General features: G+C 67.3%; 18 protein-coding genes. 10 read left to right on the top strand and 8 right to left on the bottom strand.

Features of this window, described 5'->3' with window-relative positions; all coding sequences use genetic code 11:
- The 4 genes from folE2 to xseB all read right to left on the bottom strand — a co-directional run bounded on the left by folE2 (nucleotide 1) and on the right by xseB (nucleotide 4,041).
- Entirely contained in the window at nucleotides 1-795 is a 795-nt protein-coding gene (gene folE2 / locus C1O66_RS03035; protein WP_102766502.1) for a GTP cyclohydrolase FolE2, read from the bottom strand.
- A 115-nt stretch (nucleotides 796-910) separates the two neighbouring features.
- On the bottom strand, nucleotides 911-2,845 hold the full coding sequence (dxs, locus tag C1O66_RS03030; protein WP_102766501.1) for a 1-deoxy-D-xylulose-5-phosphate synthase: 1,935 nt from the start codon (nucleotides 2,843-2,845) through the stop codon (nucleotides 911-913).
- A 21-nt stretch (nucleotides 2,846-2,866) separates the two neighbouring features.
- Entirely contained in the window at nucleotides 2,867-3,781 is a 915-nt protein-coding gene (locus C1O66_RS03025) for a polyprenyl synthetase family protein (protein ID WP_102766500.1), read from the bottom strand.
- Nucleotides 3,766-4,041 (bottom strand): exodeoxyribonuclease VII small subunit, encoded by a 276-nt coding sequence (gene xseB, locus C1O66_RS03020; protein ID WP_102766499.1) that lies wholly within the window; start codon nucleotides 4,039-4,041, stop codon nucleotides 3,766-3,768. Before xseB ends, C1O66_RS03025 begins: the two co-directional genes overlap by 16 nt.
- A gap of 336 nt (nucleotides 4,042-4,377) precedes the next feature.
- Between xseB and C1O66_RS03015 the strand changes: the two genes are divergently transcribed.
- The 4 genes from C1O66_RS03015 (at nucleotide 4,378) to C1O66_RS03000 (ending at nucleotide 7,953) form a co-directional block, all read left to right on the top strand.
- Complete coding sequence (locus C1O66_RS03015; protein ID WP_102766498.1) at nucleotides 4,378-5,535, top strand: aromatic ring-hydroxylating oxygenase subunit alpha; 1,158 nt, start codon at nucleotides 4,378-4,380, stop codon at nucleotides 5,533-5,535.
- A gap of 101 nt (nucleotides 5,536-5,636) precedes the next feature.
- Nucleotides 5,637-6,557, top strand: a complete 921-nt coding sequence (locus C1O66_RS03010; RefSeq protein ID WP_102766497.1) for a DMT family transporter — start codon at nucleotides 5,637-5,639, stop codon at nucleotides 6,555-6,557.
- Nucleotides 6,554-7,429: a sulfurtransferase gene (locus C1O66_RS03005; protein ID WP_102766496.1), complete on the top strand. Its 876-nt coding sequence runs from the start codon at nucleotides 6,554-6,556 to the stop codon at nucleotides 7,427-7,429. Before C1O66_RS03010 ends, C1O66_RS03005 begins: the two co-directional genes overlap by 4 nt.
- Before the next feature lie 89 nt (nucleotides 7,430-7,518).
- Nucleotides 7,519-7,953: a universal stress protein gene (locus C1O66_RS03000; protein ID WP_102766495.1), complete on the top strand. Its 435-nt coding sequence runs from the start codon at nucleotides 7,519-7,521 to the stop codon at nucleotides 7,951-7,953.
- A 100-nt stretch (nucleotides 7,954-8,053) separates the two neighbouring features.
- On the opposite strand, the gene C1O66_RS02995 is transcribed toward C1O66_RS03000, so the two are convergent.
- Nucleotides 8,054-8,830, bottom strand: a complete 777-nt coding sequence (locus C1O66_RS02995) for a ZIP family metal transporter (protein WP_102766494.1) — start codon at nucleotides 8,828-8,830, stop codon at nucleotides 8,054-8,056.
- A gap of 267 nt (nucleotides 8,831-9,097) precedes the next feature.
- Here C1O66_RS02995 and ppx point away from each other — a divergent pair, with 267 nt between their 5' ends.
- On the top strand, nucleotides 9,098-10,633 hold the full coding sequence (gene ppx / locus C1O66_RS02990; RefSeq protein WP_102766493.1) for an exopolyphosphatase: 1,536 nt from the start codon (nucleotides 9,098-9,100) through the stop codon (nucleotides 10,631-10,633).
- Between the two features lie 31 nt (nucleotides 10,634-10,664).
- Here ppx and C1O66_RS02985 read toward each other — a convergent pair whose 3' ends face one another.
- From C1O66_RS02985 to C1O66_RS02975, 3 genes are all read right to left on the bottom strand, one after another.
- The gene (locus tag C1O66_RS02985; RefSeq protein ID WP_102766492.1) at nucleotides 10,665-11,147 is read right to left on the bottom strand and encodes a SixA phosphatase family protein; all 483 of its coding nucleotides are present in this window, start codon (nucleotides 11,145-11,147) and stop codon (nucleotides 10,665-10,667) included.
- Between the two features lie 18 nt (nucleotides 11,148-11,165).
- Nucleotides 11,166-13,220, bottom strand: a complete 2,055-nt coding sequence (ppk1, locus tag C1O66_RS02980) for a polyphosphate kinase 1 (RefSeq protein ID WP_102766491.1) — start codon at nucleotides 13,218-13,220, stop codon at nucleotides 11,166-11,168.
- Between the two features lie 82 nt (nucleotides 13,221-13,302).
- Complete coding sequence (locus tag C1O66_RS02975) at nucleotides 13,303-14,187, bottom strand: UDP-2,3-diacylglucosamine diphosphatase (RefSeq protein ID WP_102766490.1); 885 nt, start codon at nucleotides 14,185-14,187, stop codon at nucleotides 13,303-13,305.
- Between the two features lie 107 nt (nucleotides 14,188-14,294).
- On the opposite strand from C1O66_RS02975, the gene C1O66_RS23825 reads away from it, so the two are divergent.
- The 5 genes from C1O66_RS23825 (at nucleotide 14,295) to C1O66_RS02945 (ending at nucleotide 20,297) form a co-directional block, all read left to right on the top strand.
- The gene (locus C1O66_RS23825) at nucleotides 14,295-15,230 is read left to right on the top strand and encodes a hypothetical protein (protein ID WP_165794438.1); all 936 of its coding nucleotides are present in this window, start codon (nucleotides 14,295-14,297) and stop codon (nucleotides 15,228-15,230) included.
- Nucleotides 15,227-16,975 carry a single-stranded-DNA-specific exonuclease RecJ gene (gene recJ, locus C1O66_RS02960; RefSeq protein ID WP_102766488.1) on the top strand — a complete coding sequence of 583 codons (1,749 nt, stop codon included), beginning with the start codon at nucleotides 15,227-15,229 and terminating at the stop codon, nucleotides 16,973-16,975. Before C1O66_RS23825 ends, recJ begins: the two co-directional genes overlap by 4 nt.
- Before the next feature lie 9 nt (nucleotides 16,976-16,984).
- Nucleotides 16,985-17,890 carry a 3',5'-nucleoside bisphosphate phosphatase gene (locus C1O66_RS02955; RefSeq protein ID WP_102766487.1) on the top strand — a complete coding sequence of 302 codons (906 nt, stop codon included), beginning with the start codon at nucleotides 16,985-16,987 and terminating at the stop codon, nucleotides 17,888-17,890.
- A gap of 84 nt (nucleotides 17,891-17,974) precedes the next feature.
- Nucleotides 17,975-18,601, top strand: a complete 627-nt coding sequence (locus tag C1O66_RS02950; protein ID WP_102766486.1) for an L-threonylcarbamoyladenylate synthase — start codon at nucleotides 17,975-17,977, stop codon at nucleotides 18,599-18,601.
- 145 nt (nucleotides 18,602-18,746) lie between these two features.
- Nucleotides 18,747-20,297 (top strand): methyl-accepting chemotaxis protein, encoded by a 1,551-nt coding sequence (locus C1O66_RS02945; RefSeq protein WP_165794437.1) that lies wholly within the window; start codon nucleotides 18,747-18,749, stop codon nucleotides 20,295-20,297.
- Nucleotides 20,298-20,350: the final 53 nt, after the last annotated feature.

Genomic DNA, 20,350 nt, shown 5'->3' with positions numbered 1-20,350 from the left:
TCAGAGCCGCTCGATGCGCGCGTAAGCCGAATGGTTGTGGATGGACTCGAAGTTCTCAACGTCCACCGTGTAGCGGCCGATGCGCGGATCGGCGTTCAGGCGCAGGGCCACATCGCGCACCAGATCCTCGACGAACTTGGGGTTCTCGTAAGCATGCTCGGTGATCCACTTTTCGTCGCTGCGCTTGAGCAGAGGCCAGATTTCGCTGGAGGCGCTTTCTTCGGCGAAACGCACCAGCTCTTGCCAGCTGACCGGCTGGGCGCCGATTTCGGCACGCACCGTCACCAGCGAGCGCTGGTTGTGAGCGCCATAGTCGGAGATTTCTTTGGAACAGGGGCACAGGCTCTTGACCGGGACGGCCACCTCGGCCCAGACCGTGGTCTGGCCGGCGCGGGTTTCTGAGATCAGGCGGCCCTGGTAGTCCAGCAGGCTCTCGATGCCGGAGACCGGCGCGCGCTTGCGGATGAAGAAGCTGAACGCCACTTCGATGCGGCCCTCGAACGCCTCCAGCTTGGCCAGCATCTGGCCATGCAGCTCGCGCAGCGAGGCGGCATCCAGCGGCGCCTGCAAGGCATCGAGCCAGGCAACGAAGCGGGACATGTGCGTGCCCTTCTTCTCTGCCGGCAGGCTGACGTCCAGCGTCCAGGTGCCCACCGTGGGCTGCGCCTGCGTGCCGACCTGGATCTGCAGCGGGTAGCGCACATCCTTGACGCCGACGCGCTGGATGACGAGGTGGCGCTCATCGCGCTCGCTCTGGGTGTCGGGAATGTGGAGGGCGCTGGTGACTTGGTTCATGCAATCGGGTGCGCGGCCCGTCGATGTGGCCGCAGAAATTACGGGATAACCCTGAAGCCCTCAGCTTGCCAGCAAGCCGCCAACCTTGCCGCGGCAAGGTCTTGGCGGCCATGCTTCACTGATTGGCGGCGGGGCGCAGCAGGCTGGGTCGGGCGCCGAAGCGCTTGAGGATGGCTTGTTCGATGCCGCTGGCGTCCAGGCCGCAAGCCGCCATCAGCTTGGGCACCTCGCCGTGCTCGATGAATTCATCGGGTAGGCCCAGCACCAGCACCGGCGGATTGAGCCCGGCCGCTTGCAAGACCTCCATCACGGCCGAGCCCGCGCCACCCATCAAACAGCCGTCTTCCACGGTGACGAGGGCATCGTGCGTGCGCGCCAACTCGGTGACCAGCTCGACATCGAGCGGCTTCACAAAACGCATATTGGCCACGGTCGCGTCGAGTTGCTCGGCCGCTTCCAAGGCCGGGTACAGCAAGGTACCGAAGGCCAGGATGGCGATGCGCGGCGCACCTGCCGCGCCCGCGAGCTGCGGCTTGCTCGATTGCCGGCGCAGCTCGCCCTTGCCCCAGGGCAGGAGGCTCATGGTCTTCTGGACTTCCACGCCCACGCCAGCGCCACGCGGATAGCGCACCGTCACCGGGCCGCTGTGCTGGTAGCCGGTGAAGAGCGCCTGGCGGCATTCGTTTTCATCCGCCGGGGTCAGCACCGCCATATTCGGGATGCAGCGGGTGAAGGCGATGTCGTAGTTGCCGGCGTGGGTGGCACCGTCGGCACCGACCAGACCGGCACGATCCAGGGCAAACAGCACCGGCAGGTTCTGCAGGGCCACGTCGTGGATCAATTGGTCATACGCACGCTGCAGGAAGGTGGAATAGATCGCCACCACCGGCTTCATGCCCTCGCAAGCCATGCCGCCGGCCACCGTCACCGCATGCTGCTCAGCGATGCCGACATCGTGGTAGCGAGTCGGGAAGCGCTTGTGGAACTCCACCATGCCCGAGCCTTCGCGCATGGCCGGCGTGATGCCGATCAGGCGGCTGTCGGCCTCGGCCATATCGCAGAGCCAGTCGCCGAAGACCTGGGTGAAGCTGACCTTGGCCGGCGCCGCCGATTTGACGAAACCGACCGATGGGTCGAACTTGCCCGGTGCCGCGTGGTACTTGACCGGATCGGCCTCGGCCAGCTTGTAGCCCTGGCCCTTCTTGGTGACCACATGGAGGAACTGCGGGCCTTTCTTGCCGCGCAGGTTCTCCAGGGTCGGGATCAGGGCATCGAGGTCATGGCCATCGATGGGGCCGACGTAGTTGAAGCCGAACTCTTCGAAGATGGTGCCGGGCACAACCATGCCCTTGGTGTGCTCTTCGAAGCGCTTGGCGAACTCGTACAGCGGCGTGTTCTTCAACACCGACTTAGCGCCTTCGCGCGCCGAGGCGTAGAAGCTGCCGCTCATCAGACGGGCCAGGTATTTGTTCAGCGCGCCGACCGGGGGGCTGATCGACATGTCGTTGTCGTTCAGGATCACCAGCACATCGCCCATCACGCCGCCGTGGGCGACACCGGCGTTGTTCAGGGCCTCGAAGGCCATGCCGGCGGTCATCGCCCCGTCGCCGATGATGGCCACGGCCTTGCGGTCCTCACCCTTGAGTTTGGCAGCCATGGCCATGCCGTGGGCGGCCGAGATGGAGGTGCTCGAGTGGCCCGTTCCGAAGGTGTCGTATTCACTCTCGTCGCGACGCGGAAATCCACTGATGCCGCCGAAATGGCGGATGGTGGCGAGCGCGTCGCGACGGCCGGTCAGCACCTTGTGCGGATAGGTCTGGTGACCCACGTCCCAGACCAAACGGTCGTGCGGGGTGTTGAACACATAGTGCAGGGCCACGGTCAGCTCGACCGTGCCCAGATTGGAGCCCAAATGGCCGCCGATGCGCGAGTTGGACAAGGTGTCCAGCACATAGGCGCGCAATTCACCGGCCAGCTTGGGCAGCTCGGTGCGAGGCAGGCAGCGCAGATCGGCCGGGCTGTTGATGGTGTGCAGCAGAGAGTCACTCATGGATGATGGTGCCGCGTTTGCTCAGTTGTCTCGTTCCACGACCATATCGGCCAGCAGACCCAGCCAGGCGGTGTTGCGCAGGCCAGTGGCCGCCAGGGCCCGGTGGGCGTCGTCGCGCAGCTGGCGAGCCAGGGCGCGGGCAGGCTCCAGGCCCAGCACCGACACATAGGTCGGCTTGTTGGCGTCCTGGTCCTTGCCGGCAGTCTTGCCCAGCACGGTGGAGTCCTGGGTCACATCGAGGATGTCATCGACCACCTGGAAGGCCAGGCCCAGGGCCGCGCCGTAATCCGACAAGGCCTGGCGCGCGGCCAGACTGATGTCGCCGCAGGCTGCGCCCATCATCACGCTGGCTTGCAGCAAGACGCCGGTCTTGCGGCGGTGCATATCACGCAGCGTGCATTCATCGAGCTGCTTGCCCACGCTGGCCAGGTCGATGGCCTGGCCGCCGGCCATGCCGGCATGGCCGGCCGAGCGGGCCAGCAGGCTGCACAAGCGGGCTTGCAAGGCCGGCGCCATGTCGGAGTCCGCCTCGTCCGGCGTCAGCACCTCGAAGGCCAGAGCCTGCATGGCGTCGCCCGCCAGCATGGCCTGGGCCTCGCCGAACTTGACGTGCACGGTGGGCTTGCCACGGCGCAGTACGTCGTCGTCCATGCAGGGCATGTCGTCATGCACCAGAGAGTAGGCATGAATCAACTCCACCGCACAGGCCGCGCGCATGGCCGCGCCCGCATGACCAGCGACGGCTTCGCAGGTAGCCAGCACCAGCAAGGGTCGCAAGCGCTTGCCGCCATCGAGCACCGCATAGCGCATGGCTTCGCCCAGACCGGCCGGGGCATCCTCGGGGACAAAGGCGTCCAGCGCTGATTCACAAGCAGCGAGCGAGCGCTGCATCCATTGTTCAAACACACCAGCATCCACGCTCAGGACTCTCCCCATTGTTTCAATCCCTCGCCCTCCAGCACCTTGACTTGTTGTTCTACGGCCTGCAGTCGCGATCGGCACAGCCCCAACAGGCCGGCACCCCGCTTGTAACTCTCCAGCAACTGATCGAGCGGCAACTGGCCACCCTCCATATCGGCCAGCAAACGCTCCAGCTCAGCGAGCGCCTGCTCGTAGCTGAGGTGTGCCAAATCCTCCTCCGCCTGGGAAGCGGCGGCTTTGGATGCGGCTTTGGACGCGCTGCTGGATCGGGTCATTGTTCGAGACAAGCAAACCGCGATTGTAGTCAGTGCGCCACGCCCGCCCGCAGCGGCAATGTCAGCCGGCCGCCACGACTGAAACGGCGGGTAACTTGACAGGCCGGGGCGCTTGAAGGCTGGCCTGGGTACAATCCCGCCTCCTTGCCTGCTCGCAGCACGGCAAGCCCCAGAGTAGAAACCCGCAGGGGGCGCCGATCGGCAGCGCCCCGGCTTGCTTCTCCTGGGCTGCATGCTTTTTCATCCTTTTCTTTCCCACAGCAGGCCTGCGCGCATCTGGCGCGGCCGGTGTCGGCATGGGCCGACACCCCGGTTCCTAGGAGACCCACTTGGATCATGTCCGACCTGAGCATCGCCCTCTCAGTGATTGAAACACCGCACAGCTCCGGCGCCAGCCCTGCCAACTCGGCAGACGCCAGCACCGTCACCCAGCTGCCCGTGACATCCTATTTCGATGAAGCCCTGTTCCAGCGCGAGCAGGCGCTGATCTTCCAGGCCGGCCCGCGCTACATCGGCCATGCCCTGGCCGTGCCGGAGGTGGGCGACTACTACGCCCTGCCACAGGAAAAAGAAGGCCGCGCCCTGGTGCGCACCCCCAAAGGCCTGGAGCTGATCTCCAACGTCTGCCGCCACCGCCAAGCCGTGATGCTGCGCGGCCGCGGCAACACCCGCAGCAACATCGTCTGCCCCCTGCACCGCTGGACCTACAGCCTGCAGGGCGAGCTGATCGGCGCGCCGCATTTCGACCACGATCCCTGCCTGAACCTGAACAACTACAAGCTGCGCGAGTGGAACGGCCTGCTGTTCGAAGACAACGGTCACGATGTCGCCGCCTCGCTGAAGAATCTAGGGGCAGCTGCCCAACTCGATTTCTCGGGCTATGTGCTGGACAAGGTCCATGTGCACGAGTGCGACTACAACTGGAAGACCTTCATCGAGGTCTACCTCGAGGACTACCACGTCGGCCCCTTCCACCCGGGCCTGGGTCAATTCGTCACCTGCGACGATCTCGCCTGGGAGTTCGGTGAGCACCATTCGGTGCAGACCGTGGGCATTCACAAGGATCTGGCCAAGCCTGGCTCGCCGGTCTACCAGCGCTGGCATGAACAACTGCTCAAGTACCGCGAAGGCCGCCCGCCCGAGTCCGGCGCGATCTGGCTGACCTACTACCCGCACATCATGGTCGAGTGGTACCCGCATGTGCTGGTCGTGTCCACCCTGTTCCCGCAAGGGCCGCAAAAGACCGCCAACATCGTCGAGTTCTACTACCCCGAGGAAATCGCCGCCTTCGAGCGCGACTTCGTCGAGGCCCACCAGGCCGCCTATATGGAAACCTGCGTGGAAGATGACGAAATCGCCCTGCGCATGGACCAGGGCCGGCGCGCCCTGATGGAGCGTGGCGACAACGAAGTCGGCCCCTACCAGAGCCCGATGGAAGACGGCATGCGCCATTTCCACCAGTGGTACCGGCGTGAGATGAAACTGGATCGCTGAGCGCCCAGCCACCCTCTGCCCAAGCCCTCGCAACGCCCTGCGCAGCCGTCCTGCCGGGGCGTTGTCTTTTCTGAGCCCTGCCCTCGATTGCTCTGCCCGCCATGTCCGCCTCCTTGCTGATCGTCGCCGCCACGTTCTTGTTCGCCAGCATGGGCGTCTGCGTCAAGCTGGCCTCGGCCTACTACGACGCCAGCGAGATCGTCATGTACCGCAGCCTGATCGGCGTGCTGCTCGTCGGCGGCATGGCGCTGGCGCAAGGCAAAAGCCTGCGCACCTCCGTGCCGCTCAAACACTTCGGCCGCAGCCTGGCGGGCGTGCTGGCCCTCTCGCTGTGGTTCTACTCGATCAGCCAGCTGCCGCTGAGCACGGCCATGACGCTGAGCTATATGTCCTCGGTCTGGATGGCGGTGTTCATGATTCTGGGCGCCCTGCTGCTCAAGACGGCGCCGGTCCGCCCGCGCCTGGTGACCGCGGTGCTGCTGGGCTTTGTTGGGGTGGCCCTGGTGCTGCGCCCGACCCTGGCGCAAGACCAGATCACGGCGGGCCTGATCGGCCTGGTCGCCGGCATGCTCTCGGCCCTGGCCTATCTGCAGGTGGCCGGCCTGGGGCGGGCCGGCGAGCCGGAGTACCGCGTGGTGTTTTACTTTTCACTGGGCGGCGTGCTGGCCGGGGCGCTGATCACATCCGGCATGCAGCAACTCGGCCTGAGCCAGGGCCTGCACGCGCACAGCCTGAAAGGCGCCGGCCTGCTGCTGGCCGTCGGCCTGCTGGCCACCGCGGCCCAGCTGCTGATGACGCGCGCCTACGGCCGCGGCAAAGCCCTGGTCAACGCGGCGCTGCAGTATCTGGGCATCGTGTTTTCCGTGGGCTACGCCCTGCTGTTTTTTGGCGAGCGGGTCGATGCTGGCGCGCTGATCGGCATGGGCTTGATCGTGGCCGCCGGCGTGGGCGCCAGCTGGGCCCAAGCCGGTAGACAATCAACGCCGCAATCCACCGCAGCCCAGGAATCGCGCACGCCATGAACCCCGCTCGCTTTCAGACCCTGATCACCGCCACCGAACTGCAGCAGGCCCAGGCCGCCGGCCAGGCCCTGCTGCTGATCGACACCAGCTTTGACCTCGCCGACACCTCTGCCGGCGAACGCAGCCATGCCCAGGGCCACCTGCCCGGCGCGCATTACCTGCACCTGGACCGTGATCTGAGCGCCACCAAGACCGGGCCGGATGGCCGCTTTCGCGGCCGCCACCCCCTGCCCGACCGCGCCGAGTTCGCCGCCCGCATGGCCGCACTTGGCCTGCGCCCGGGCCTGCAGGTCGTGGCCTACGACGGCCAAGGCGGGATGTATGCCGCCCGCCTGTGGTGGATGCTGCGCTGGATCGGCCATGCCGAGGTGGCGGTGCTGGACGGCGGCCATGCCGCCTGGGTCGCGGACGGTGGCGCGCTGAGCACCGCCCCGGCGCTGACGGAAGCAAACACCCGCACCGCGCCCCTCCCCCTGCCCGACAGCCTGGTGCCCCACCTGGATGCCGATGCGCTGCAGTGTCAGCTCGGCCGCCTGCGCCTGATCGACGCGCGCGCGCCCGAGCGCTTCCGAGGCGAGGTGGAGCCGCTGGACGCCAAGGCCGGCCACATCCCCGGTGCCCGCAACCGCCTGTTCAAGACCAATCTGCAGGACGATGGCCGCTTCAAGCCGGCCGAGCAGCTGCGCCAGGAGTTCCACAGCCTGCTGGCGCCGTTCGCCCCGGCGGAGGTGGTGCATCAGTGCGGCTCGGGCGTCACCGCCTGCCACAACCTGCTGGCCATGGAGCATGCTGGCTTGAGCGGCTCGCGCCTTTACCCCGGCTCCTGGAGCGAATGGTCCTCGGACCCAAGCCGGCCGGTGGCCCAGGGCTGAAAACCTGACTGGGCATTTCACTTGACATAGCGCAAGATGGGCGGGCGGTCCTGCCCTGAAACTGAACCCCACAACAACGGAGGTTTGCCATGTTCAAGCGCATTCTGGTGCCCACTGACGGTTCTGACATTTCCACCAAGGCCATCCACACGGCCATCGCCCTCGCCAAGGTGCATGGCGCCAAGATCTACGCCCTGAGCGTCAAGGAGCCCTTCCCCTACAGCGCCGTGTCGGAAATGCAGCCGACGCCGCCGCAGGAGTTCTTCGACGCGCAGGAGCGCATCGCCAGCGCCCGCGTCAAGGCCGTGCTGACTCTGGCCGAGGCGGACGGCGTGCCCCACGAGGGCCACACCCTTGAAGCCTTGCACGCCTGGGAGGCCATCATCGAACACGCGGGCAAAAACAACTGCGATCTGGTCGTCATGGCCTCGCATGGCCGCCGCGGCGTGCAAGCGCTGCTGCTGGGCAGCGAGACCCAGAAGGTGCTGACCCACTGCACGGTGCCGGTGCTGGTGGTTCGCTGAACGCTCACCCTCGCACAAAAAATCAAAGGCCGGGCTGCAAAGCGCAGCACCGGCCTTTTTCACGGGCGCGCGAGATCGCGCTCGACCTCCGTGATGACCCTCAGTGATGGCCTGACACCGCCACCACCACCAGCGGAATCGCCAAACCGGCGCTCAGCCACAAGAGCTGCAGCCAGGTCTCGCGCAGCGGCAAACGGCGCTGCAGTTGCGGGATCAAGTCAGCCACCGCCACGTAAATGAAGCTGCTGCTGGCCGCCACCAGCAGGAAGGGGAACAAGCTCTCCCAGGGGCCGACCACAAAATAGCCCAGCACCCCGCCCAGCACCGCCGACAGGCCCGAGATGGCATTGAACAAGAGCGCCTTGCCGCGCGAGAAGCCCGCGTTGAGCAGCACGATGTAGTCGCCCACCTCTTGCGGGATCTCATGCGCAATGATGGCCAGCGAGGTGACCAGGCCCAGATGCGGGTCGGCCAGAAAGGCCGCCGCGATGATGATGCCGTCACAGAAATTGTGGATGCTGTCGCCCACCAGCACGCTCAGGCCGCCGCGCCCCGCCTGCTCTACATCGAAATGGTGATGGTGGTGGTGACCATCGCCCTCGTGGTGGTGGTTGTGGCGATAGAGCTCGGCCTTCTCCAGCAGGAAGAAGAACAGCAGGCCGCCCAGCAGGGTCATGAACAAGGCATGCGGGCTGGCCTGGCTCTCAAACGCCTCGGGCAAGACATGGAGCAAGGCTGTGCCCAGCAGCACGCCGGTGGACAGACCCACCAGATGCTTCACCACCCTCCCCAGCAAGGTGACGGTCACACTGGCCGCGATCAGCACCGAGAGCAGGCCGCCGCTGAAAGTGGCCAGCACGATATAAAACAGAGTCATGTCATTCCAGGTGGTGGGTGCCGGCGGGTGCCCACACCGGCCGCGGCGCGAGACAAGCGCCCGCCCACAACCGGTCATAAAAACAAAGGGGAGGCTGAGACAGCCTCCCTGCAGCTACGGTGGCCCGGCCTGGACGGCCGCCACCTGAGCTCTGGCTTTCATCTTAGCAAGCCTGTCAAGCGCCATGATCCCCACGCCGCGCCACGCAGCGCCACACCGATGGCACGCCGACACAGAGCTGCCTCGATTTGCGCCGACAATGCCGCCATGAATTTTCCTGCCGCACCCCGCGCCGCCGAGTTCTCGCCGCCGGCCACCGCCCCGCTTGCCGCCATCGACATGGGCTCCAACAGCTTCCGCCTGGAGATCGCCCACCTGCCGCGCGGCCAGTACAAGCGCTTGGAGTACTTGAAAGAGACCGTGCGCCTTGGTGCCGGCCTGGACAGCGAAGGCATGCTGACCGAGGCGGCCATGCAGCGCGGCCTGGACTGCCTGCGCCGTTTCGCCAGCCGCCTGGAGGGCTTCCCGGCCGCGCGTGTGCGCGCCGTCGCCACCCAGACCCTGCGCGAAGCGCGCAACCGCAATGCCTTCCTGGCCCGCGCCCGCGAAGCCCTGGGCTACCCGATCGAGGTGATCTCGGGCCGCGAAGAAGCACGCCTGATCTTCGCCGGCGTCGCACGCCTGCAGCCCTCCAACCTGCCGCGCCTGGTGATCGACATCGGCGGCCGCTCGACCGAGATGATTCTGGGCCGGGGCCGCAAGCCGCTGACGGCCGAATCCTTCCAGGTGGGCAGCGTCAGCCTGTCGCTGCGCTTTTTCCCTGACGGCCAGTTCACGCCCGAGGCCTTCCGCGCTGCCCAGGTCGCGGCCGGCGCTGAGTTGGAAGAAGCCTTCGCCCTGTTCAAACCCACCATGTGGCAGGAGGCCCTGGGCTCCTCGGGCACCGTGGGCGCGGTGGCGCAAATCCTGGCGGCCAGCGGCCAGACCGATGGCCGCATCACGCCCGAAGCCCTGCGCTGGTGCATCGAGCGCGCGCTGGAAGCCGGCAGCATGGACCGCCTGGACCTGCCCGGCCTCAAGGAAGACCGCCGCGCCGTGGTCGGCGGCGGCCTGTGCATCCTCTACACCTTGCTGACCCAATTCGGCATCCCCGAGCTGCGGCCAGCCAAGGGCGCGCTGCGCCAGGGCGTGATCTTCGACCTGGTCGAACGCCTGGAAACCGAACGCGCCGGCGAGGGCGCCACCGTGCTGGACATGCGCGAGGCCTCGGTCGCCGCGCTGCAAAAGCGCTTCAGCGTCGACCTGCCCCAGGCTGCCCGCGTGCAAGACCTGGCCCTGCGTCTGCACAAGCAGCTGGCACCGCGCGCCAGCCGAGCCCTGCAGCGCGAGCTGGCCTGGGCCGCCGCCTTGCATGAGATTGGCATGATGGTCTCGCACCACGACCACCACCGCCACAGCGCTTACCTGCTCTCCCATGTGGACGCGGCCGGTTTCTCGCAGGACCAGCTGCGTCGCCTGGCCGATCTGGCCCTGGGCCAGCGGGGCGGCCTGCGCAAGCTGGAAGCGCAGATGAGCGACGAAAGCCTGCTCTGGCAACTCTTGAGCCTGCGCCTGGCGGTGATCGCCTGCCATGCCCGCGGCGTGACCGAGCCCAAGGCCCTGAGCCTTCGCCGAGACGGCCGCCAGATCACCTTGAGCCTGCCCAAGGCCCTGCCCAACACCCAGCCGCGTGCGCTCTACCTGCTGCAGGAAGAAGCGCAGGCCTGGGCCCGCTCGGGGGTGCTGGAATTGCTGCTGGCCTGAGACCGCCGGGCAACGCCCGCGCCTGATCGGCTCAGAGCTGATCGGGCGCCAGCACCGTGTGCAGGGTCACCTCAGGGCGGCCGTTGCGCTCCCGCGCTCGTAGCCACCAGATGGCCCCTTTCTTGACCGCCCAGGCCTGATCCTGCGCGCTCAGCAAGAGCGCGGCCACGCGGCCCAGGGTTGGTTGATGACCGACCAGCAGCACCGGGGCTGCGTCGGCGCCCGGGCCCGGGCCCGTCACTGACCAGCCCGCCGCCCCCAGCAGTGCCTGCGGCTGCGCATCGGGCAGCAAGGCCGGCAGCAGCTGCAGATCGCGCCCCAGGGCCAGGGCGGTGCGATGCGTGCGCACCGCCGGGCTGGCGATCACCCGGCAGTTCTCGGCCAGGCGGCTGTTCAGCCAGGCGGCCATGCGCTGAGCCTGGCGTTCACCCTTGGGCGTGAGCCGACGGGCCACATCCGTGCCGCCCTCGGGCAGCAACTCGGCCTCGGCATGGCGCCAGAGAATCAGATCCACGGCCCGCGCTCCACCTGCTCAGTTGTCGGACTGATAGCGCTTCATCAGCGCCTGCTGGGCGCTGCAGCCCTGGTCGGAGATGCGGCTGGAGCGGCCATCGGGGCCGAGCTGCCAGGCGTCCAGGCTGTCATGCAGATAAGGCAGCAGGCCCTCGTCGATGACGCGCTGGCGCAGGCGGGCGTCGACCACCGGCCAGGCCACCTCGATGCGACGGAACATATTCCGGCTCATCCAGTCGGCGCTGGAGAGGTAGAGCGCCTCATCTTCCTCGCCAGGGCCCCAGCGGAAGTAGCAGATGCGGGTGTGTTCCAGGAAGCGCCCCACCACCGAGCGCACGACGATGTTGTCGCTGACACCGGGCAGACCCGGCGGCAGCATGCAGGCGCCGCGCACGATCAGGTCCACCTTGACCCCGGCTTGCGAGACGCGCAGCAAGGTCTGGATCAACTCCAGATCGGTCAGCGCATTGATCTTGATCACCACCCGGGCGGGCTTGCCGGCCAGCGCCGCCTGCTCCACCTGAGCCAGGTACTCCAACATGCGGCTGTGCATATTGAAGGGCGCCAGCAGCAAGCGCTTGGGCGGCTTGATCTTGCCCAGCGAGGCGAGCTGGCGGAACACCGCATCGGCGTCCGAGGTCAGCTCCGGGTCGGCCGTGAGATAACCGAGATCGGTGTAAAAACGTGCCGTGCGCGGGTTGTAGTTGCCGGTGGACAGATGGGCATAACGCCGGAACCTGGCGCCCTCGCGGCGCGTCACCAGCAGCAGCTTGGCATGGGTCTTGTAGCCGACGATGCCGTAAACCACCTGCGCACCCACGGCCTCCAGCCGCTCGGCCCAGTTGATATTGGCCTCTTCGTCGAAGCGGGCCTTGAGCTCCACCACGGCCATCACTTCCTTGCCCCGCCGCGCCGCCTCGATCAGCAGATCCATCAGCACCGACTTGCTGCCGGTGCGGTAGATGGTCTGCTTGATGGCCAGCACGTCCGGGTCCTCCACGGCCTGGCGCAGGAACTCCACCACCGGATCGAAGCTCTCGAAGGGGTGGTGCAAGAGCACATCGCCCTTGCGCAGGCGGTCGAACAGCGATTTCTGGCGCGGCAGGCGGCCCTGGGGCCAGATCGGCTCATGGTCGGCGAAGCGCAGCTCAGGCGCTTCGGTCTGGTCGATCAGCTCGTTCAGACGCACCAGATTGACGGGGCCGTTGACCCGGTACAGGGCCGCCGCCGGCAGGCCGAACTGCTCCAGCAGGAACTGCGACAACTCGGCCGGGCAGGTGTTCACCACCTCCAGGCGCACGGCCCGGCCGAAGTGGCGCGTGGTCAGACCCGAGCGCAGGGCGTGGCGCAGATTGGCCACCTCTTCCTCATCGACCTCGAGGTCGGAGTCGCGGGTGACGCGGAACTGCGAAAACGCTTCGACCTTGCGGCCCGAAAACAGCTCTTCCAGATGCGCGCGGATCACGCTGGTCAGCAGCACAAAGGCCTGCTGGCCATCGCTGATGGAGGCCGGCAGCTTGATCACCCGCGGCAGCACGCGCGGCACCTTGACGATGGCGATGCGGTTGTCGCGGCCGAAGGCATCCTTGCCCGAGAGCCGGGCAATGAAGTGCAGGGATTTGTTGGCCACCTGCGGGAAGGGGTGGGCCGGGTCCAGACCCACCGGCACCAGCAGCGGCCGCACCTCGCGCTCGAAGAACTTGGCCACCCACTGGCGCTGCGCCTCGTTGCGGTCGGCATGGTTGAGCACGACGATGCGCTGCGCACGCAAGGCCGGCATGACCAGGTCGTTGAAGACCGAGTACTGCTCGTCGATCAGGGCGTGGGCGGCACGCCCCACCCGCTCGACATCGCGGTTATTGACCAGGCTCTCGGGGTCGCGCGCGGCGTCCAGCATGTCAGCGAAACGCACCTCGAAAAACTCATCGAGGTTGGACGAGACGATGCAGATGTAGCGCAGCTGCTCCAACAAGGGCACGTCGGCGCGCTGGGCCTGGGCCAGCACGCGCCGGTTGAATTCAAGAATGGCCTGCTCGCGATTGAGCAGCTGGACTGGCACTTGAGGAACGGTCATCGATTCATTCTATGGATGAAATATGACAGTTCCGTGAGCCGAACGGACTACGCCAGCAGCCCTGCCGTGCAGGCATGTTCGGCTAGCGCCCCTGCGGCGCCAGCTCCGTGCGCGGCGGGGCCACGCTGCGGCCGGCCAGCACCGTGCTGTGGGCGCTCCAGTCGAGGATTTCCAGCTGCCCGTCGGCATGCTCGACCAGGGCGGTCAGGCTCTCGACCCAGTCGCCGTCGTTGGCGTAGAGGATGCCGTCGATCTCGCGCAACTCGGCATGGTGGATGTGGCCGCACACCACGCCGTGCACGCCGCGCTTGCGCGCCTCGCGCGCCACCGCCACCTCGAAATCGGAAATGAAACTGACCGCCCGCTTGACCTTGAGCTTCAGGTACTTGGACAAGCTCCAGTAGGGCAGGCCCAGGCGGGCGCGCAGGCTGTTGAGGTGGCGGTTGAGCTTGAGCGTCAGCTCGTACAAGGTGTCGCCCACATGGGCCAGCCACTTGGCGCACTGGATCACGCCGTCGAACAGATCACCGTGGGTGATCCAGAGCTTGCGGCCATCGGCCGTCTCATGCACCCATTCCTTGGCCACTTCGATGCCGCCGAAGTTGTGGCCCAGGTATTTGCGCGCAAACTCATCGTGGTTGCCGGGAATGAAGACCACGCGGCAGCCCTTGCGCGCCTTGCGCAGCAGCTTTTGCACCACATCGTTGTGGGCCTGCGGCCAGTACCAGCTGCGGCGCAGCTGCCAGCCATCGATGATGTCGCCCACCAGGAAGAGCTGCTCGCACTCCACCTCGCGCAAGAACTCCAGCAGCGCCACCGCCTGGCAGCCCGGCGTGCCCAGGTGCAGGTCCGAGATCCAGACCGTGCGGTAGCGCCGGCTGGGCGGCTCCGCCGGGCCTTCCTCGGCCTCGGGAGGGTGGGCGGCCAAGGCCCAGTCTGCGCGGGAGGTGGCGGGGTCGTGCGGCATGGCGGGCAGTCTCGACCGGGCCCATGTCGCGGCCATGGCAGGCCTGTGACGCTTCCATGACGCCAGCCCTGCGGCAGCGGCGCGCCCGCGCCTCGATAATCACGCCCATGCATCTGATGATTCCCCACGCCAGCGCCCTGGGCGAGGCCTGCCAGCACAGCCTGGGCGAGCTGAACCTGCCCCATTTGAGCGAACTGCTGGGCCGCCTGAGCCTTGACGGCGCGGCCATCGGCGAGGACGAGTACAGCCTCAACACCCCGCAGGAACTGGCCCTGGCCCAGCTGCGCGGCAGCCAGGCCGCGCCGGGCGAGCTGCCCACCGCCGCCTGGCTGGCCCGCAGCCTGGGGCTGGACGAGCGCCTGGCCTGGGCACGCCTGACGCCCCTGCATCTGGCCGTGGGCGCCGACCACATCACCGCCTACAACCCCGAGGACCTGCAGCTCAGCGAATTCGATTCGCGCGCCCTCTTCGAGGCCCTGGCCGAGCTCTGGCCCAGCCAGGAGGGCTGGGCGGCGCACTGGGTGGACAGCCAGACCTGGCTGATCGGCCACGCCAGCCTGCAAGGCCTGGCCAGCGCCAGCCTGGACCGCATCCTGGCCCGCAATGTGGCGGCCTGGATGCCCGAGGCCCGCCTGCTGCGCCGCCTGCAAAACGAGATCCAGATGCTGCTGCACGAACACCCGCTCAACCAGGCACGCGAGCAGCGCGGCGTGCTGGCCGTCAATTCGGTCTGGATCAGCGGCTGCGGCCGCGCCGAGGGCGGCGAACTGCCCGCGCAGCTGCAATTGGACGAGCGCCTGCGCGCGCCTTTGCTGGCGGGTGACTGGGCCGCCTGGTCGGAAGCCTGGGTGGCCCTGGACGCCGGCCCGGTGGCGCGCGCGCTCGACCTGGCGCGCAAGTCCCACCCCTCGCTGCGCCTGACCCTGTGTGGCGAGCGCTTCGCGCAGTGCTACAGCCTGCGCCACATCGGCGCCCTGCAAGGCCTGTGGCAGCGCCTGAGCCCACCGCGCGCCAACACCACCGAACTGCTGGGGGCCCTGTGAACGCGCCCCGCCTGCTGACGCGCGAGGTGCCGCCTCGCACCGCCTGGGCGCTGGAACAAGCCGGCGTTGCGCCCCTGCTGGCGCGCCTGTTCGCCTCGCGCGGCGTCAGCTCGGCCGAGGAGCTGGACGACGGCCTGGCCCGCTTACTGCCCCCCGAGGATTTGAAAGGCATCCAGGAGGCCGCGCGCCTGCTGGCCGACTGCATCGAGCAGCGCCAGCGCATTTGCCTGGTCGCCGATTACGACTGCGACGGCGCCACCGCCTGCACCGTGGCCCTGCGCGGCCTGGCCCTGCTGGGCGCGGCGCCCGAGCAGCTCTGCTACGTGGTGCCCGACCGCGCCATCCATGGCTACGGCCTGACGCCGGCCATCGTCGAGCTGGCCCTGCCGCAACGGCCGCAGCTCTTGATGACCGTGGACAACGGCATTGCCAGCATGGCCGGCGTGGCCCATGCCAAGGCCCTGGGCCTGCGCGTGCTGGTGACCGACCACCACCTGCCCGCCATGGTCGAAGGCCGGATCGAGCTGCCCGCGGCCGACGCCCTGGTCAACCCCAGCCAGCCCGGCTGCGGCTTTGCCAGCAAGAACCTGGCTGGCGTGGGCGTGGCTTTTTATGTGCTGCTGGCCCTGCGCAGCGAGCTGCGCCAGCGCGGCCGCTACGACAACGCGCCACAGCCCAAGCTCGACGGCCTGCTGGACCTGGTGGCCCTGGGCACGGTGGCCGATGTGGTCAAGCTCGACGCCAACAACCGCCGCCTGGTCGCGCAAGGGCTCAAGCGCATGCGCGCCGGCCGGGTGCAGCCCGGCATCGCTGCCTTGTTCACCGCCGCCGGCCGCGACTGCAGCCGCGCCAATGCCTTCGACCTCGGCTTTGCCCTGGGCCCGCGCATCAATGCCGCCGGCCGGCTCTCGGACATGACCCTGGGCATCGAATGCCTGCTCAGCGACGATCCGACCCGCGCCCTGGAACTGGCGCGTCAGCTCGACGCCATCAACCGCGAGCGGCGCGAGATCGAAGCCGATATGCGCGAGCAGGCCGAGTTCAAGCTCGACGAACTGATGCAAGACCCGCGCCTCAAGGGTGAGCCCCCCGCCGCCCTGGCCCTGTTCGAACCCGAGTTCCACGAGGGCGTGGTCGGCATCATTGCCTCGCGCCTCAAGGACCGCATCCACCGGCCCACTTTCGTCTTCGCCCGTGGCGCCGACGGTCAACTCAAGGGCTCGGGCCGCTCCATCCCAGGCTTTCATCTGCGCGACGCCCTGGACCTGGTCAGCAAGCGGCACCCCGAGCTGCTCAAGAAGTTCGGCGGCCACGCCATGGCGGCCGGCTGCACCCTGGCCGACGACGGCTTCGAGCGCTTCGACCAGGCTTTGCAAGATGTGGCGGCCGAATGGCTGGATGCTGCCGCCCTGACCCGCACCTTGCGCACCGATGGCCCCCTGGCCCCGGAGCTGTTCACCGCCGACACCGTGCGCGCCCTGGACGCCCAGGTCTGGGGCCAGGCTTTCGAAGCGCCGCTGTTCTGCGACCGGGTCGAGGTGATCTCGCAGCGCATCGTCGGCGAGCGTCACCTCAAGCTGCGCCTGCGCCAGGGGGGTGCCCTGCGCGATGCGATCTGGTTCGGCCACATCGAGCCGGTGCCCGAGCGCGGCCTCTTGGCCTACCGCCTGAGCCTGGACGAATACCAGGGTCAGCAGCGGGTGCAGATGATCGTCGAGGCGATGACGGAAGAGGCCGGCGCCTAAAATGGCCCGGTGAATCCAAACCTCGACTGCCAACCCGTCCACCAGTGGGCCCTCCACCACCTCAGCAATGCCGATCTGCATTGCCACTCGCGGGTGTCCGACGGCACCTTGCAGCCCGAGGAACTGGCGGCGCGGGCCAAGGCCAATGGCGTCGAGCTCTGGGCCCTGACCGACCACGACGAGGTGGGCGGCCAGCAGCGCGCGCTGGAAGCCGCCCAGGCCCTGGGCCTGGCCTACCTGACCGGGGTGGAGATTTCGGTCAGCTTCGCAGGCCGCGTGGTGCACATCGTCGGCCTCGGTTTTGACCACCACAACGAGGCCTTGATCCAGGGTTTGCGCGCCACCCGCGGCGGCCGCGAGCCGCGTGCCCGAGAGATGGCGGCCGGTCTGGCAGCCGTGGGCATCCCCGGCGCCTTCGAAGGTGCGCTGCAGTATGTGGGCAACCCGGAGCTGATCTCGCGCACCCATTTCGCCCGTTTCCTGGTGGAAGCCGGCCATTGCAGCGACATCAGCGAGGTGTTCCGCCGCTTCCTCACCGAGGGCAAGCCCGGTTATGTCGAACACCGCTGGGCCGGCCTGGGCGACGCCGTGCGCTGGCTGCGCGAGGCCGGCGGCATGGCTGTGATCGCCCACCCGGCGCGCTATGGCTTCACGCCCACCGAGGAGTACGCCCTCTTCACCGAGTTCATCGCCCATGGCGGCCGCGGCGTCGAGGTGGTGACCGGCAGCCACACGGCCGCTGAGGCCGCCAAGTACACCGAGACGGCGCTGGAGTTCGGCCTGCTGGCCTCGCGCGGCTCCGATTTCCATTCACCCGACGAGAGCCGCATCGACCTCGGCCGCCTGGACGCCCTGTCCGGCCGCCTGCAGCCGATCTGGCTGGAGCTGGCGGACCGGGTGCATCCGCCGCAGTGAGGGTGTGAACCCTGGCCGCGGGACGCGCGTGTCTTTTTCGCACCGCCCCGCGCACGCGCGCTGGAGCCAGCGCCACAATGGCCCATGGCTCAGTTCTTCGAAGTTCACCCGGACAACCCGCAGCCCCGCTTCCTCAAGCAGGTGGCGCAAATCCTGCACGGCGGCGGCATCGCCGCCATCCCCACCGACTCCAGCTACGCCCTGGTCTGCCATCTGGACGACAAGGCGGCGGCCGAAGCGCTGCGGCGCATTCGCGGCGTCGACGACAAGCACCACCTGACCCTGCTCTGCCGCGACCTCAGCGAGTTGGCCAGTTATGCGCGCGTGGACAACCGCCAGTACCGCCTGCTCAAGATGGCGACACCGGGGCCCTTCACCTTCATCCTGGAGGCGACCAAGGAAGTGCCGCGCCGCCTCTCCCACCCTTCGCGCCGCACCATCGGCCTGCGCGTGCCCGATCACCGGGTGACCCAGGACCTGCTGGCCATCTTCGGCCAGCCCCTGCTGGCGACCACCTTGATCGCGCCCGGCGACAGCGAGCCGCTGAATGACGCGCAAGAGATCTCCGATCGCCTGGACAAGCAGCTTCAGGTCATCCTGGACGCCGGCGCCTGCGCGCGAGAGCCCACGACCATCATCGACATGAGTCACGAAAACCCGGAATTGCTGCGCCAGGGGCGCGGAAATGCGGCAAGTCTGGGGCTTTTTTAACGTGACCGCCGGATGGGCTTTGCGATGATCCTTAAGTCTTCCAGCAGCCTGCCGAAGATCCACGGGTAGGCTGCACACACAAGAAATAACAGGGTGGCAGCGTCAGCCGTGGATGTTTGTTGTCATTAGGAAGAAAGCGCCCGCCATGAGTCTTCTCTCAAAACTGCGTATCAGCCAGCGCTTGGGTTTGAGCTATGCCGTCTTGATCGTCTTGCTGATCATCATCGGCAGCTATGGCGCTTACAGCGCCAACCGCCTGGCCAAGGATCTGGACACCACGGCCAATCAGAGCCTGGTCAAGATCGCCGCAGCGAACTCGCTGGAAGGCAATGTCAATGTGATCGCCCGCGCCGCACGCGATCTGCTGCTGCTGGACGAAGCCCGCCAGATCAAAAAGCAGAAAGCTGCGATCGACGGCGCCGTGCAGGAGAGCGAGAAACAGCTCTCCAGCCTGCAAAGCAGTCTGGACGGCAGTGAAGAAACCGCTCAGGTCGAGAAGGTCAAGGAAGCCCAGGCCAAGTTCTTTGCCTCGGTCAACAAGTTCCGCAAGGTGCAGCAGGACGGCAGCCCTGATGAGGCGCGCGAGAGTCTGATCACCGATGTGCGCCCGGCCCAACAAGCCTATCAGGACGGCCTGAAGGGCCTGGTGGATATGCAGTTCGAGAACGCCCATGATCTGGCCGTGGCCGGTGGCGAGCTGGCCCGCAATTCGGTGCTGGTGACCGTGGTGCTGGTGATCGCCGCCGTGGTGATCGGAGGCGCTGGCGGCCTGGCGATCTCGCGCTCCATCATCAACCCGGTCAAACAGGCCCAGGCCGCGGCCGACGCCATCCGCAATGGCGACCTCACGCACAGCGTGGGCGCCGCCGGCAGTGATGAACTGGGGCAGATGCTGGAAGTGATGCAAGGCATGCAGGAGGCGCTGTCTGGCGTGGTCAGCAGCGTCAGCGCGGCCGCCGCCGATGTGGCCCAGAGCTCCAGCCAGATTGCCAGCGGCAACAACGATCTGTCCGATCGCACGGCGCGCTCGGCCTCCAGCCTGCAGACCACCGCCGCATCGGTGGAGCAGATCGCCGCCAACCTCAGCGGCGCCAGCGAACTGACCCGCAAGGCGGCCGGCATTGCCAGCAAGGCCCGCAATTCAGCCAGCGCCGGCGGCAAGGCCGTGGCCCAGGTGGTGGCGACGATGGAAGAGATCAGCGCCAGCTCGCGCAAGATCGGCGACATCATCGGCGTGATCGACGGCATCGCCTTCCAGACCAACATCCTGGCCCTGAACGCTGCCGTGGAAGCGGCGCGCGCCGGCGAGCATGGCCGCGGTTTCGCCGTGGTGGCCTCGGAAGTGCGCGCCCTGGCTTCGCGCGCCGCCTCCGCCGCCAAGGAAATCAAGGTGCTGATCCAAGAATCCACGGTCAAGGTGGAAACCGGCACCGATCTGGTGAACAACGCCGGCGTAACCATCAGCAGCGTGGTCAACGAAGTCAACGACATGGGCCAGCTGATCGAGGAAATTTCGCACTCGGCCCAGGAACAGGCTGCGGGCGTCGGCATCGTCAACAACGCCATGAACGAACTCGATCGCAGCACCCAGCAGAACGCCAGCCTGGTGAGTGAGCTGAGCCACTCGACCGAAGCGCTGACCAGCAGTTCCTCGCGCTTGCTGGAAGCGGTCGGCTTCTTCCGCACCCATCACTGAGTGCAGAGCGACACCCAGTTTTGCCACTCATTTCAAGACCACAGCAGAGGAAA

The sequence above is a fragment of the Paucibacter aquatile genome (assembly GCF_002885975.1).
GTDB classification, from domain to species: domain Bacteria; phylum Pseudomonadota; class Gammaproteobacteria; order Burkholderiales; family Burkholderiaceae_C; genus Paucibacter_A; species Paucibacter_A aquatilis.
This window is presented reverse-complemented; position numbering and strand designations above follow the sequence as displayed.

Excerpts from the sequence above, each read along its gene's own strand:
- C1O66_RS03010 (WP_102766497.1), top strand. The coding sequence starts at position 5,637 with ATGTCCGCCTCCTTGCTGATCGTCGCCGCCACGTTCTTGTTCGCCAGC.
- C1O66_RS02945 (WP_165794437.1), top strand. The coding sequence starts at position 18,747 with ATGAGTCTTCTCTCAAAACTGCGTATCAGCCAGCGCTTGGGTTTGAGC.
- C1O66_RS02975 (WP_102766490.1), bottom strand. The coding sequence starts at position 14,187 with ATGCCGCACGACCCCGCCACCTCCCGCGCAGACTGGGCCTTGGCCGCC.
- C1O66_RS02950 (WP_102766486.1), top strand. The coding sequence starts at position 17,975 with ATGGCTCAGTTCTTCGAAGTTCACCCGGACAACCCGCAGCCCCGCTTC.
- xseB (WP_102766499.1), bottom strand. The coding sequence starts at position 4,041 with ATGACCCGATCCAGCAGCGCGTCCAAAGCCGCATCCAAAGCCGCCGCT.
- C1O66_RS02995 (WP_102766494.1), bottom strand. The coding sequence starts at position 8,830 with ATGACTCTGTTTTATATCGTGCTGGCCACTTTCAGCGGCGGCCTGCTC.
- folE2 (WP_102766502.1), bottom strand. The coding sequence starts at position 795 with ATGAACCAAGTCACCAGCGCCCTCCACATTCCCGACACCCAGAGCGAG.
- C1O66_RS03025 (WP_102766500.1), bottom strand. The coding sequence starts at position 3,781 with ATGGGGAGAGTCCTGAGCGTGGATGCTGGTGTGTTTGAACAATGGATG.
- ppk1 (WP_102766491.1), bottom strand. The coding sequence starts at position 13,220 with ATGACCGTTCCTCAAGTGCCAGTCCAGCTGCTCAATCGCGAGCAGGCC.
- C1O66_RS03015 (WP_102766498.1), top strand. The coding sequence starts at position 4,378 with ATGTCCGACCTGAGCATCGCCCTCTCAGTGATTGAAACACCGCACAGC.
- ppx (WP_102766493.1), top strand. The coding sequence starts at position 9,098 with ATGAATTTTCCTGCCGCACCCCGCGCCGCCGAGTTCTCGCCGCCGGCC.
- dxs (WP_102766501.1), bottom strand. The coding sequence starts at position 2,845 with ATGAGTGACTCTCTGCTGCACACCATCAACAGCCCGGCCGATCTGCGC.
- C1O66_RS23825 (WP_165794438.1), top strand. The coding sequence starts at position 14,295 with ATGCATCTGATGATTCCCCACGCCAGCGCCCTGGGCGAGGCCTGCCAG.
- C1O66_RS03005 (WP_102766496.1), top strand. The coding sequence starts at position 6,554 with ATGAACCCCGCTCGCTTTCAGACCCTGATCACCGCCACCGAACTGCAG.
- C1O66_RS03000 (WP_102766495.1), top strand. The coding sequence starts at position 7,519 with ATGTTCAAGCGCATTCTGGTGCCCACTGACGGTTCTGACATTTCCACC.